This is a genomic window from Methylobacterium sp. CM6246 (assembly GCF_054818005.1).
The window spans coordinates 668372-681700 of sequence record NZ_JBTXKY010000001.1 but is presented as its reverse complement, the minus strand read 5'-3'; the positions used below and the strand labels follow the sequence as shown (position 1 = coordinate 681700).

Genomic DNA, 13329 nt, shown 5'->3' with positions numbered 1-13329 from the left:
CAGGCCTGCCCGGACGGGGCGGGGTGCGTTTCCTCAGAGCGGCCGGGCGCTGCCGAGCCGGGCGCCCCGCGGGCGTCGTCCGGACTTGCGGCGGGTCAGCGTGGCCATGGCGGGGGCACCCGCGATCCCGGCGCTGAGCACCGGAGTGCTGCCGGTCCCCGGGGTGGCGACCGCGGTGGCGCTCGGCAGCCGGTCGGGCACCGAGCGGCCCGCCCAGGCCGAGGCCGGCGCGGCGAGCATCAGCGCGGCCGACAGGATCAGGGTCTTGGCCAGCATCCCCGGGTCTCCCAGCCGGTCCCGTCGCGGGTCCGACCGGGGACAACGCGGCCGGACCCGCCGCGTTCGATGCCGCGAGCGGACCAGCCTCAGCGCGCGCCGTCGACGCGCATACCGGTTCGGCGCAAGCGGGCGCGCTGAACCGGGGAACGGCCCTAAACGGCCGGAAAGTGCCGGGCCAGCACGGCGCGGACCTGCGCCACCATGTCGGCCTCGGGGCAGGAGACCTGCGCCGGGCGCGCGGCCTTCCACTCGGCGTTGCTGCCGATGCTCTCGGCCGCCCGCGCACCCTCGATCAGATCCTTGATCTGGACCTCGCCGGCCAGGCGCTCGTTCGAGCCCTGGATGATCGCCGCCGGGGCGCGGCGCCGGTCGGCATACTTCATCTGCGCCTTCATGCCGGCGGAGCCGAGATAGAGCTCGGCCCGGATGCCGTCGGCCCGCAGCAGCGCGACCAGCCGCTGGTAATCGGCCATGTTCTCGCGGTCGAGGACCAGCACCACCACCGGGCCGGGGGTCTCGGTGCCGGCGAGCAGCGGGCTCTTCACCAGCTGCAACGCCGAGAACAGCCGCGAGACGCCGATGGAGAAGCCGGTGGCCGGCACCGGCTCGGCCCGGAACCGCCCGACCAGGCCGTCGTAGCGGCCGCCGCCGGCCACCGAGCCGAAGCGCACGGTCTGGCCGTCCTCGTTGGTGACCGGGAAGGTCAACTCGGCCTCGTAGACCGGGCCGGTGTAGTATTCGAGCCCGCGCACCACGCTCGGATCGGCGCGGATCACGTCGTGGCCGTAACCGGCGGCGGCGCAGAGCCGCATGATCGCGTGCAATTCGGCGATGCCCTCGCGGCCGGTCTCGGACCCGCCCACCGCCTCGTGCCAGCCGGCGAAGAACTTCTCCCAGAAGGCCATCCGGTCGGCGCCGTCGCCGGCATCGGCCTGGAACGACACGTAGGCCAGGATCCGGGACACCGCATCGGCGTCGAGGCCCGCGCCCTTGGTGAAGTCGCCGCTCTCGTCCTTGCGGCCCGCGCCCAGGAGGTCGCGCACGCCGTCGACGCCGAGCCGGTCGAGCTTGTCGATCGCCCGCAGGACGGTCAGGCGCTGGCCGGCCTTGTCGGGGCCGGCGAGCCCGATCGCCTCCATGACGCCGTCGAGCACCTTGCGGTTGTTGACCTTGACCACGTACTGGCCGCCGAGCCCGAGCCGGTCCAGCGTGTCGGCCATCAGCATGCAGGTCTCGGCATCGGCCGCGACGCTGCCGGCGCCGACGATGTCGGCGTCGAACTGCATGAACTGGCGGAAGCGGCCGGGGCCCGGCTTCTCGTTGCGGAACACGAAGCCGGCGCGGTAGCTGCGGTAGGGTTTCGGCAGCGCGTCGTAGTTCTCGGCCACAAACCGGGCCAGCGGCGCGGTCAGGTCGTAGCGTAGGCTGAGCCAGGCCTCGTCGTCGTCCTGGAACGAGAACACGCCGGCATTCGGCCGGTCGAGGTCGGGCAGGAACTTGCCCAGCGCCTCGGTGTACTCGACGAACGGCGTCTCCAGGGCCTCGAAGCCGTAGAGCTCGAAGCTCTTGCGGATCGTCTCCAGCATCCGCCCCTGCGCGGCGATCTCGTCGGCGCGGCGGTCGACGAAGCCGCGGGGCAGGCGGGGTTTCAGGATTTCGGCCCGGCTCTCGGCCTTCGCGGTTTCGGGCTTGGACATGTGAACGCGTTCGCTTCCCGCGGACCCGGAGCCCGGGTCCGGTGTGAGTCGTCCCCGGCGCGGCGGGGATCCTGGGGCCGGGCTCTAGAGCATGACGGGCGAAAGGGGAATTCGGTTTCCGGCCGGCTCGCTCGGCCGCTCGTGCCGAGCCGCCCTGGAGCATCGTTCCGAAAGGTGGCCGCCGGCTCCCGCCTTCGAGGGCGCTCCTGCGCGTCGCCACGCCCGGGTGAGGGGGCGGGTGGGAACGCCCGTCAAACCGTCGAAGAATTCAGTACGGCGCCGTCAGCTTGATCCAGAGCAGGACCGCCAGGCTGATGACGGCGATCGGCATCTGCAGGGGGCGCAGGCGGGCATGGGCGAGCGGCACCTGCCCGGCGCGCGCCGCGATCGGATCCAGGATCCCGATCGCGGCGTAGCCCAGGATCAGCATGGCCAGCGCCGGCACCGCCTTGCCCATCACGGCCGAGAACAGGCTGAACAGGCCGAGCCCGTACAGGATCAGCATCGTCACGATCTGCGCGAGATGCGGGCCGCCCTCGGTGCGGAAGCTGACGCCCCGGTGGACGCCGGCCAGGAACAGCAGGATCGAGGCGGCGTACAGCAGGGTGAACAGGGCCACGAGGTAATCGAGGGGTTGGCCGTTCAGCCACCAGGTCGCGGCGGCGCCGACCGCGATCGGCACCATCGGGCCGAAGCCGAAGACGAGGTCGAGCCACGGGATCCGGCGCGGCTCGTGCGCGGTGATGGTGCGTCCGGTAGCGTCGTCGCGCATGTCTATGGGGCCGGGCTCTCGGGTTGACGGTTTGCTGCGCTGCGGCGCCGGGACGGGGAACGGCCCCACGGGAACGCGGTTCCGTGCAGAGCGCATTAGCGCCGCCGTGCCGGTTTCGCGAGGTCCGGCGTGCGGAGGCGGTGTTCAACTGATCGTGGCGGGTGGGTTCGGGCCATCGGAATCCGGCCTCCCGAACGACGACGGTCCAGCGCATCGTGCCGGGTACCGGAACCGGCGCGATGCGCTCTAACCTCGAGCAAGAGTGTCTTTTTCCCAAAGCCGGAGGCCACCGGTCGGAACGACGCTTTGGGCTTCAGCGCCGCGCCGCATCCGGGGCGACGTGAATCCGGTGGTTCCTGCGGGGGAGAGCGGTGCGGGTGCAGCAGCCCCGTCCCGCGGCGAGGCGGGCCCGTCGTCACCGATCTCGCGCGCCCCGGACCAATCCCGATCCATCAGCCCCTTGAGTGCAGTGGAAAAACGCGTTACTTTTGCTTTGCCCTCATCACAAGGTCAGCGCCGCAGCGCGCCCGTGAGCCGCGAGGGTCCTGCCGTACACGGTCCAGCCAAGACGATCTTCGGGCCCCTCGCTGTTCCAGCGCGGCCCGCTCTCCGGCGCCCATCCCCCGGGTTGCTTGGCGCAGAACCGGCCCTCCCACCTTCTTCGTCGGTTGCAAGACACCCCATGACGCCACATCCCGACGCCTTCGCCGACCCCCTGGCCGATCCCGAGACCGCGGATGCGGCCGACGCGCCCGCCACCCCGGGGACCGTCGCCGCCCTCGAGGGCGTGCGCGAGGTCAAGCTGTTCGATCTCAAGGCCAAGACGCCGACCGACCTGATTGCGTTCGCCGAGGAGGTCGAGGTCGAGAACGCCTCGACCATGCGCAAGCAGGAGCTGATGTTCGCCATCCTGAAGCAGCTCGCTGCCAAGGAGGTCGAGATCATCGGCGCCGGCACCGTCGAGGTGCTGCAGGACGGCTTCGGCTTCCTGCGCTCGAACGACTCGAACTACCTGCCGGGCCCGGACGACATCTACATCTCGCCGACCCAGATCCGGCGCTTCGGCCTGCGCACCGGCGACACCGTCGAGGGCCCGATCCGCGGCCCCAAGGACGGCGAGCGCTACTTCGCGCTCCTGAAGGTCAACACGATCAACTTCGAGAACCCGGAGAAGATCAAGCACAAGGTCCACTTCGACAACCTGACGCCGCTGTTCCCGACCAAGCGGTTCAAGCTGGAGCTCGAGAATCCGACCAAGAAGGATTTCTCGCCCCGGATCATCGACATCGTCGCGCCGATCGGAAAGGGCCAGCGCGCCCTGATCGTGGCGCCGCCGCGCACCGGCAAGACCGTGCTGATGCAGAACATCGCGCAGTCGATCACCCTCAACCACCCGGAATGCTACCTCATCGTGCTGCTCATCGACGAGCGCCCCGAGGAGGTCACCGACATGATCCGCTCGGTGAAGGGCGAGGTCATCGCCTCGACCTTCGACGAGCCGGCCACCCGCCACGTGCAGGTCGCCGAGATGGTGATCGAGAAGGCCAAGCGCCTGGTGGAGCACGGCCGCGACGTCGTCATCCTGCTCGACTCGATCACCCGGCTCGGCCGCGCCTACAACACCGTGGTGCCGTCCTCCGGCAAGGTGCTGACCGGCGGCGTCGACGCCAACGCCCTGCAGCGGCCCAAGCGCTTCTTCGGTGCCGCCCGCAACATCGAGGAGGGCGGCTCGCTCTCGATCATCGCCACCGCGCTGATCGACACCGGCTCGCGCATGGACGAGGTGATCTTCGAGGAGTTCAAGGGCACCGGCAACTCGGAGATCATCCTGGACCGCAAGGTCTCGGACAAGCGCATCTTCCCGGCGATCGACATCACCCGCTCCGGCACCCGCAAGGAGGAGCTGCTGGTCCCGCCGGACGCCCTCAAGAAGACCTACGTGCTGCGCCGCATCCTGAACCCGATGGGCGTCACCGACGCGATCGAGTTCCTCATGGACAAGCTGCGCCAGACCAAGAGCAACGGCGACTTCTTCGACTCGATGAACACCTGATCGGGTCCCGGACCCTGTCTCGAGGGCTCCGGTCCTGAATCCCACCAAAGGGCTCGGCCCTTTGGAAACGAAAGGTCGGCGTTGACCTTCTCCTAACCGGCCGCTGCCATGGTCGGCCCTGGGAGCCAGGTTGCGTATCGGCTCCGCGACAGCCCCGCCGGCCGGTTCATCCCGGCGGCGGGGCTCGTCGCAGCCTTGCTTCGCAAGCGCGATCCGTGACACTGGCGCGATGCCCCGCTCGCCCTGGCTCCGTCCGGACCCGCTCCTCCTCGCCTCCACCAGCCCGACCCGACGCCTCCTGCTGGAGAGCGCGGCCCTGCCGGTCGAGACCGCCGCCCCCGATGTCGACGAGCGCGCGGTCGAGGCGTCGAGCCAGGACCTGTCGCCGCCCGACCTCGCGCTGCGCCTCGCCCGCGCCAAGGCCGACGCGGTGGCCGCCCGCCATCCCGGTCGGGTCGTCCTCGGCGCCGACCAGGTGCTCGAGCTCGACGGCACGGTCTTCCACAAGCCCCGGGATGCCGACGAGGCCCGGGCCCAGCTCGCCCGCCTGGCCGGCCGCACCCACGCCCTGCATTCCGCGGTGGCGCTGGCCGGCGCCCTCGACGACGGCTTCGTGGAGACCGCCCGGCTGACGATCCGCCCCCTCGATGCCCGGGCGATCGCGGCCTATGTGGCGTGTGCCGGCGAGGACAGGGTCCGCGCCAGCGTCGGCGGCTACCAGCTCGAAGGACCGGGCATCCACCTGTTCGAATCGGTCGCCGGCGACCACAGCACCGTGTTGGGCCTGCCGCTGCTGCCGCTGCTCACGCGCTTGCGTGACGCCGGTTACCTGGATTTCTAGAGCATCGTTCCGAAAGGCGGCCGCCTTTCGGAAAAAGTCGATGCGCCGGGCCAGGCTGGGTTTCCAAAGGGCTCAGCCCTTTGGCAGGGTTCCGGGGCGGAGCCCGGAGCCTTGCGGGGCACCGCCCCGGAACCCGCAAAAGGCCCCGGACCTTTTGAAACCATGATCCAACGGAGCACCGTCTTGGCCGGGCACGATCATTCCCACGGATCCCATTCCCACGGCGGCCACGGGGGCCATGGCGGCCACGCTCACGCGCCGAAGAATTTCGGGCCGGCCTTCGCGATCGGGATCGTGCTCAACACCGGTTTCGTGGTGGTCGAGGCGGCCTACGGCTATCTCAGCAACTCGATGTCCCTGATGGCCGATGCCGGCCACAACCTCTCGGACGTGCTGGGCCTGGGCGCCGCCTGGATCGCCGCCATCCTGGTGCGCCGCCGGGCCAGCGCCCGCTTCACCTACGGCTATCGCGGCTCGTCGATCCTGGCGGCCCTGTTCAACGCGGTGTTCCTGCTGATCGCCATGGGGGCGGTGATCTGGGAGGCCCTGGTCCGGCTGGTCCATCCGGAGCCGGTGGCCGGGACCATCGTGATGGTGGTGGCCGCCATCGGGATCCTGATCAACGGCGTCACCGCCTGGCTGTTCGCCAGCGGCGCCAAGGGCGACATCAACATCCGCGGCGCCTTCCTGCACATGGCGGCCGACGCCGCGATCTCGGCCGGGGTCGTGGTCGCCGGCCTGGTGATCCAGCTCACCGGGCTCAGTTGGCTCGATCCCGCGGTCAGCCTCGCCATCGCGGGCCTCGTGGTCTGGGCGACCTGGGGGCTCCTGCGCGACAGCGTGGCGATGTCGCTGGACGCGGTGCCGCCGGAGATCTCCCCGGAGGCGGTGACCGGCTTCCTGCGCGAGCGTCCCGGCGTGGTCGACCTCCACGACCTGCACATCTGGCCGATGAGCACCACCAGCGTCGCCCTGACGGTCCACCTGGTGATCGCCGAGGATCACCCGGCGCACCGGATGCCCGGCAACGGCTTCCTGGCGGAGACCACCGAGGGCCTGCGGACGCGCTTCGGCATCGGCCACGTCACGATGCAGATCGAGGCGGCCGGCGGCCCGGCCTGCCGGCTCGCCGAGGCGTGCGCCGCGTGAGCGCGGCCCCGATCCCCCGGGCCTTCGTGGTCGGCCACCCGATCGCGCATTCGCGCTCGCCGCTGATCCACGGCTACTGGCTCGGCCAGCACGGCATCCCGGGCTCCTACGAGCGCCTGGACGTCGCCCCGGCGGCGTTCCCGGACTTCCTCCGGGCGCTGCCGGATTCCGGTTTCCGGGGCGGCAACGTCACGATCCCCCACAAGGAGGCGGCCTTCGCGCTGGCCGACACCCTGACGCCGCGGGCGAAAACGATCGGCGCGGTGAACACCTTGGTGGTCGAGCCCGACGGTCGGATCCGCGGCGACAACACCGATGCGCCGGGCTTCTGCGCCCATCTCGACCACAGCCTCGGGGCCGGATGGCCGGAGCGGGCCGGCGGCACGGCCGTGGTGCTGGGCGCCGGCGGCGCGGCCCGGGCGATCGTGGTCGGCCTCGCCGAGAACGGTGTCCGCCGGATCCTGATTGCCAACCGCACCCGCACCCGCGCCGAGACCCTGGCGGCCCTGGCACCAGGGGTGGGCGCGGCGCTCGACTGGAACGACCTGCCCGACGCGCTGGCCGGGGCGGGGCTCGTGGTCAACACCACCTCGCTCGGCATGAAGGGGCAGCCACCCCTCGACCTCGACCTCACCCCGCTGCCGGCAACCGCCGCGGTGGCCGACATCGTCTATGCCCCGCTGGAGACGGACCTGCTCGCGGCGGCGCGGCGGCGCGGGCTGGCCGCGGTCGACGGTCTCGGCATGCTGCTGCACCAGGCGGTGCCGGGCTTCGAGGCCTGGTTCGGCCTGCGCCCGGCCGTCACCCCGGGCCTGCGCGACCGGATCGTGGCGGATCTCGCCGGATGACGCAGGGGCGCCCCGCCAGCCGTCCCGTCATCCTCGGCCTGACCGGCTCGATCGGCATGGGCAAGTCGGCCACCGCCACGATGTTTTCGGCGCTCGGCGTGCCGGTCCACGATGCCGACGCCGCCGTCCATGCCCTCTACGGCCCGGGCGGCGAGGCCGCCGCGGCGATAGGGGCCGCCTTTCCCGGCGTGCTCGACCCGCAGGGCGGCGTCGACCGTGCCCGCCTGCGCGACGCGGTGCTCGGCAACGCCGACCGGATGGCGGCGCTCGAACGCCTCGTCCATCCGCTGGTCCGGGCGGCCAGCACGGCGTTCCTGGCCCGGCACGCGGCCGCGCCGCTGGTCGTCCTCGACATCCCGCTGCTCTACGAGACCGGGGGCGAGGGCCGCTGCGACGCGGTCGCGGTGGTCAGCGCCCCCCCCGAGGTGCAGCGCGCCCGGGTGCTGGCCCGTCCCGGCATGACCGCCGACGCCTTCGAGGCGATCCGCGCCAAGCAGATGCCCGACGCCGAGAAGCGGGCCCGGGCCGATTTCGTCATCGACACCAGCCGGGGCTTTCCCGCCGCCGAGGCCGAGGTGGCCCGGATCGTGGCCGCGCTGACGGAGCGCGGTGCGTCGGGACACCCGGCCCACCGGTGACACGGCCCCGCGACGGCATATCTCCCGGTCGATGATCCGGACGCGGGATGGACGACGATGCGGTGTCTCGAACAGATCGGTGAGGCCGCAGGAGCCCGCGCCGTCGCGTCCAGGATCCTCGTCGCGGCGCTGATCCTGCCGCTGCTCGCGGCCGGTCCGGCCCAGGCGTACTATGGCGGTGCCTGCCCGCCGCCGAAGAAACTCGCGGCCGGCGCCTGCGTCACCGCCTGCCCGGGCGGGTACGAGGATCGCGGGCGCGACTGCGTGTACCGCAACCAGTCCCGCTGACCATTCTGTCCTACCCATCGCCCATGAGGCTGACGCCTCCTGGGCCCCGGGCCCCGGGCGTCGGCGACCGAGGGCCGTGACGAGTCGAGGCTTCCGGCCGTCGGTCTCACACCCACCCGATCCGCGCGAAAAACCCCGCGATCTCGGCCGCGGCCCGGTCGGGATCCTCCCGGTGGGGGAAGTGGCCGACATCCGGGAACGGCGCCAAATCGAGGTTCGAGAACGTCTCACCGAGGTGGTCGGTCCAGGCATAGGGGAAGATCGGGTCGTGCTCCGCCCAGCGCACGCAGGTCGGCACGGCGATCGGCGGCAGGGGCGGGGCCTCGCCCTTCAGCATCGCGATCCGACCGGCATGGGCCGCCCGGTAATGCGCGAAGCCGCCCGCGAGGTTTCCGGGCTTCCAGAACGTGTCCGTGAAGGCGTCCAGCACGGGATCGAACGCGTCCTTGCGGTGCGACCAGTGCCGCAGGAAGTGGCCGATATAGGCAGCGCAGCTCTCGCGGCTCGCGCCGACCAGCGCCAAGGCCAGGTCCATCTGGTTGAAGGACTGGTACCAGATCTCGCTGAGCCGGTCCGGCTCCCCGAGGCGGGGCCCGATCCCGGGATAGACGAAGTCGAACAGGAACAGGCCGGCGCATCGTTCCGGGTGGGCGCGGGCGAGCGCCTGGATCACGGCCCCGCCGACATCGTGGCCGACGATGCCGGCGCGTTCGAGGCCGAGCGCGTCCAGCAGCGCCGCCATGTCGGCGGCCTGCTCGGGTGGTCCGAAGGCGCCCCCGGGCTTGTCGCTGTCGCCGAAGCCGCGCAGGTCCGGGGCGATCAGGGTGTGGCGCGCCCTGAGCCGCGCCATCACGGGCTCCCAGGTCAGCCAGAATTCCGGCCAGCCGTGGAGCAGAAGCAGCGGCGTGCCCGTGCCGCAGCGCGCGACATGCAGGTCCGCGCCGTTTACCCGGATCGTCAGGTGCTCGATGCCGTCCATCGTCCCTCCATCACGGCCCGGCGCGCCAGCATCTTCGCCTGCAGGCGGCTGCGCCGGGCGGCGATCACCGTGCCGTTGATCTCGCCGCCGAACAGGAACATCGCGGCCAGCCAGTACAGGAACACCAGGAACACCATCGCGGTGGCCAGGCCCCCGTAGGTCGACGCGTAGGCGTTCGAGAAGCGGTCGAGATAATAGCCGAAGCCGAGGCCGGCGAAGAACCACAGGACCAGCGTCACCGCGATCCCCGGCAGCACCGACAGGATCGAGCGCCGGCCGGCGGCCACGAACTTGTGGGCGATGATCAGCACCACCGCGAGCAGCAGTGCCGTGACGGCGATCCGCCCGATCGCCACCGTGAGGCTCAAGGGCTCCAGCCCGGGCGCGACCAGCACGACGTTGCGCCAGATCAGCGGACCCAGCACCACCAGCAGCGCGAAGGCCAGCATCGCGAAGGCGCCGCAGATCACGTAGCCGATCGATTCGAGCCTGGTCAGCCACCACGGCCGGCTCTCCCGCAACCCGTAGGCGCGGTTGAGGCCGACCCGCAGGCTCTCGACACCGGAGGACGAGAAGTACAGGGCGAACAGGGCGCCCAGCGTCAGCACGCCGCTGCGCTGCTCGGTGAGCACCCGGTGGACCTCGCCGACGATCGGCTTGGCGATCTCCCGGGGCCAGGCGTCGAAGATCAGGACGCCGGCCTCGTCGGCGAGCGACTGCGTGCCGAACAGGCCGGCCAGCGCCGCGAGCAGGATCAGGAACGGGAACAGGGAGGTCAGGGTCGAGAGCGCGATGTGGCTGGCGATCGCCCACCCGTCATGGGAGACGAAGCGCTGTGCCGCGAGGCCCGAGACCTGAAATCCGTTGCGGAGTGCGTTCACGGGTGTCCAACGATCCTCGTGGCCGGGCCGCCGATGAAGGACGCCCGGGCCGGCCCGTCAACGCCGCCCGACCGGTCCCGTTCGCAGTCCCACTGCCGGCCCCATCCCTGGGCCCGTTCCAGGCCCCGTTCCAGACCCCTTGCGCGGTCCCTTGCGCGGTCCCTTGCGCGGCCCGGACATGCGGGTCTCGGGGCCACCCGTGCGGGCCGATCGGATCGCGGGAGCCGGCGGGCCCGATTTCTGTTGCGACTCGCTTACCCGATGCGCCTTGATACAGCCATGCTTACGTCCGCTCCACGTCCGGCGCTCGCCGCCGGAGCCCTGCCGGTCCTGTTCGTTCCGATCTGGGCGACCGGCTTTATCTCCGCCCGGGCGGTGATCCCGCACGCCGATCCGCTGGGCTTCACGGCGGTCCGGTTCACCGGGGTCGCCCTGGTGCTGGCGCTGATCGCCGTGGCGTCCCGGGCGCGCTGGCCCGGGACCCGGGCGGGCTGGCGCGATCCGATGGTGGCCGGCTTCCTGATGCAGGGGATCTACCTGTCGGGGGTGTTCTGGGCGGTGAGCCGGGGGCTGCCGGCCGGGATCGCCGCCCTGGTCGGCAGCCTGCAGCCGCTGCTGACCGCGCTGCTGGCGGGTCCGCTGCTCGGCGAGCGGGTCGGCGGCCGGCGGGCGCTCGGGATCCTGCTGGGCTTTGCCGGTGCCGGCCTGGTGCTCGCGCCGAAGCTCGGCGCCGCCGACCCGTCCGGGATCCCGCCGGTGGCCCTTGCGGTCAGCCTCGTGGCGGTCCTGGCCCTGACGCTGGGCACCCTCTGGCAGAAGCGCACCGGCGGCGGCGGCGACCTCCTGGCCAACGCGACGCTGCAATTCGTGGGCGGGATGGCCTGCGCGATCCCGCTGGCGCTCGCCTTCGGCCATGCGACGATCGACCCCGTGGCGCCGCTCTGGCTCGGGCTCGCCTGGGCGATCCTGGTCAACTCGGTGGCCGGGATCCTGCTGCTGCTGGCGCTGATCCGGCAGGGCGCGGTGGCGGGCGTCGCGGCCCTGTTCTTCCTGGTACCGCCGGTGGCGGCTGTGCTGGGCTACCTGCTGTTCGGCGAGGTGCTCACCGCCGTGCAGGGCGCCGGGATGGCGGTGGCGGCGGTGGGCGTCGCGGTGGCGAGCCGGGCCTGAATCGTCCGACCTGCGACCGAAGGCCCGGAAACCCTTCACGGCCTCGCGGCTTGATGCGCGGGCCGTTCCGGCCCCGCACCGTGCGAGGCGAGAATGAACCAGGACAAGCCCCGCGAGATCCGCCTCGCCCTCGATGCGATCCCCCTCGGCGGCAAGGCCGAGGGCAAGGCGGGTGAGGACGCGGTGCTGTTCGTGCGCGACGCGGATGGCGTGCGCGCCTTCCAGGCCAAGTGCCCGCATCTCGGAGCTCCGCTCGCCAAGGGCGAGATCTGCGGCAGCCGACTCTACTGCCCGTGGCACAAGGCGGCCTTCGCGATCGCCGACGGCAGCGTCGAGGAACCGCCGGCCCTCGAATCGCTCACCCGCTACCCCGTCCGGATCGAGGGCGGCGAGGCGGTGGCGACGCTGACCCCCGAGCCCGCCCCGGCCAAGCGCGCCGGGACGACCGTCGGGGCGGTCCTGATCGTCGGGACCGGTGCGGCGGCGGTCGCCTGCGTCACCACGCTCCGGCGCGAGGGCTTTTCCGGCACGATCACCATGATCGGCCACGAGGTCCAGGAGCCCTACGACCGGACCAAGCTCTCCAAGCAGTTCCTGGCGAAGCCGACGCCCCCCGAGGCGATGCTGCTGGAGCCGGATTTCGCCGCCGCACATCGGGTCGAGCGGATCGCGGCCGAGGCAACCCGGATCGACCCGGCGACCCGGAGCGTCACCCTGGCGGATGGTCGGGTTCTCACCGGCGACGCGCTGTTGATCGCCACGGGCAGCCGCGCGGTGAGGCCGGATTTCGAGGGGGTTGACCGCGACGGGGTCATGACGCTCCGCAGCCTCGACGACGCGGTGCGGCTCAGCGACGCGGCGGAGCAGGCCAGGCGCGTGGTGGTGATCGGGGCGGGCTTCATCGGCCTGGAGGCGGCGGCCTTCCTGACCAAGCGCGGCCTGTCCGTCACCGTCCTGTCGCGTGAGGAGATCCCCTTCGCCAAGCGCTTCGGCGAGGCGGTGGGGACAGCGCTGAAACGCTACCATGCCGGCAACGGCGTGACCTTCGTGACGGGATGCGTCGCGCGGATCGTCGGCGATGAATCCGTCGCGGCGGTCGAGATCGAGGACGGCACACGGCTGCCCGCCGATCTCGTGGTGATCGGCGCCGGCGCTGCGCCGGAGACCGCGATCGTCGCCGGAGCGGAGCCGGACGCGCAGGGGGGCCTCGCCGTCGGCACCGACCTCAAGCTCGCCGACGGGGTCTGGGTCGCGGGCGACATCGCGGCCTTCCCAGAGCATGGCAGCCGGCTCACCGCCCGCATCGAGCACTGGCGGCTCGCGCAGCAGCACGGCACCCACGTGGCGAGGGCGATCCTCGGAGCGACGGATGCGTTCTCCGGCACGCCGTTCTTCTGGAGCAATCAAGGGGACAAGCGCCTGGATTACGGCGGCTACGCGCCGGATTTCGACCGGGTCATCCTGCAGGGCGATCCGGCGGCGCTGGACTTCATCGCCTACTATGTCCGCGAGAACCGGGCGGTGGCAGCCTGCAGCATCGGGCGCAACCCGGCCTTCACGGCGTTCCTGCACCTGCTCGGCGAGGACCGCGTGCCGAGCCCGGAAGCGATTGAGGCCGGCGCGGATCTCCCCGCCCTGGCGTGATGCTTGTTTCGCCGCGGGCCCTCGGGGGACGCGCGTCGAAGAGACCCAGGACGGGCGAGGCCGCTTGGCGTAGCGATACCAGATCAGGTC

At 71.7% G+C, this 13329-nt stretch carries 13 protein-coding genes; 8 read left to right on the top strand and 5 right to left on the bottom strand.

What is annotated here, in order from left to right:
* Window positions 1–33 precede the first annotated feature (33 nt).
* The 3 genes from ACYQPG_RS03460 to ACYQPG_RS03450 form a co-directional block, all read right to left on the bottom strand.
* A complete protein-coding gene (locus ACYQPG_RS03460; protein ID WP_461230256.1) occupies window positions 34–276 on the bottom strand; it encodes a hypothetical protein in 243 nt (80 codons plus the stop codon).
* A 155-nt stretch (window positions 277–431) separates the two neighbouring features.
* Window positions 432–1976 carry a histidine--tRNA ligase gene (gene hisS / locus ACYQPG_RS03455; protein ID WP_147939258.1) on the bottom strand — a complete coding sequence of 515 codons (1545 nt, stop codon included), beginning with the start codon at window positions 1974–1976 and terminating at the stop codon, window positions 432–434.
* Window positions 1977–2244: 268 nt separating this feature from the next.
* Window positions 2245–2748 carry a DUF3429 domain-containing protein gene (locus tag ACYQPG_RS03450; protein WP_147909084.1) on the bottom strand — a complete coding sequence of 168 codons (504 nt, stop codon included), beginning with the start codon at window positions 2746–2748 and terminating at the stop codon, window positions 2245–2247.
* A gap of 682 nt (window positions 2749–3430) precedes the next feature.
* Between ACYQPG_RS03450 and rho the strand changes: the two genes are divergently transcribed.
* The 6 genes from rho to ACYQPG_RS03420 all read left to right on the top strand — a co-directional run bounded on the left by rho (window position 3431) and on the right by ACYQPG_RS03420 (window position 8565).
* Window positions 3431–4801 carry a transcription termination factor Rho gene (gene rho, locus ACYQPG_RS03445; protein ID WP_147909083.1) on the top strand — a complete coding sequence of 457 codons (1371 nt, stop codon included), beginning with the start codon at window positions 3431–3433 and terminating at the stop codon, window positions 4799–4801.
* Between the two features lie 229 nt (window positions 4802–5030).
* Window positions 5031–5642: a Maf family protein gene (locus ACYQPG_RS03440; RefSeq protein WP_461230255.1), complete on the top strand. Its 612-nt coding sequence runs from the start codon at window positions 5031–5033 to the stop codon at window positions 5640–5642.
* Between the two features lie 162 nt (window positions 5643–5804).
* Window positions 5805–6791 (top strand): cation diffusion facilitator family transporter, encoded by a 987-nt coding sequence (locus ACYQPG_RS03435; protein ID WP_187193487.1) that lies wholly within the window; start codon window positions 5805–5807, stop codon window positions 6789–6791.
* Window positions 6788–7639: a shikimate dehydrogenase gene (locus ACYQPG_RS03430; protein WP_147939260.1), complete on the top strand. Its 852-nt coding sequence runs from the start codon at window positions 6788–6790 to the stop codon at window positions 7637–7639. Before ACYQPG_RS03435 ends, ACYQPG_RS03430 begins: the two co-directional genes overlap by 4 nt.
* Complete coding sequence (gene coaE / locus ACYQPG_RS03425; protein ID WP_147909080.1) at window positions 7636–8277, top strand: dephospho-CoA kinase; 642 nt, start codon at window positions 7636–7638, stop codon at window positions 8275–8277. Before ACYQPG_RS03430 ends, coaE begins: the two co-directional genes overlap by 4 nt.
* Window positions 8278–8334: 57 nt before the next feature.
* Window positions 8335–8565 (top strand): hypothetical protein, encoded by a 231-nt coding sequence (locus ACYQPG_RS03420; RefSeq protein ID WP_147909079.1) that lies wholly within the window; start codon window positions 8335–8337, stop codon window positions 8563–8565.
* Window positions 8566–8671: 106 nt separating this feature from the next.
* On the opposite strand, the gene ACYQPG_RS03415 is transcribed toward ACYQPG_RS03420, so the two are convergent.
* Window positions 8672–9544 (bottom strand): alpha/beta fold hydrolase, encoded by an 873-nt coding sequence (locus tag ACYQPG_RS03415; protein WP_187193486.1) that lies wholly within the window; start codon window positions 9542–9544, stop codon window positions 8672–8674.
* Window positions 9523–10425 carry a YihY/virulence factor BrkB family protein gene (locus tag ACYQPG_RS03410; RefSeq protein WP_147909078.1) on the bottom strand — a complete coding sequence of 301 codons (903 nt, stop codon included), beginning with the start codon at window positions 10423–10425 and terminating at the stop codon, window positions 9523–9525. Before ACYQPG_RS03410 ends, ACYQPG_RS03415 begins: the two co-directional genes overlap by 22 nt.
* 279 nt (window positions 10426–10704) lie before the next feature.
* Here ACYQPG_RS03410 and ACYQPG_RS03405 point away from each other — a divergent pair, with 279 nt between their 5' ends.
* Both ACYQPG_RS03405 and ACYQPG_RS03400 read left to right on the top strand, forming a co-directional pair.
* Window positions 10705–11595: a DMT family transporter gene (locus ACYQPG_RS03405; RefSeq protein WP_461230253.1), complete on the top strand. Its 891-nt coding sequence runs from the start codon at window positions 10705–10707 to the stop codon at window positions 11593–11595.
* A 93-nt stretch (window positions 11596–11688) separates the two neighbouring features.
* Window positions 11689–13239, top strand: coding sequence for an FAD-dependent oxidoreductase (locus tag ACYQPG_RS03400; protein ID WP_461230252.1), 1551 nt, complete (start codon window positions 11689–11691; stop codon window positions 13237–13239).
* Window positions 13240–13329: the final 90 nt, after the last annotated feature.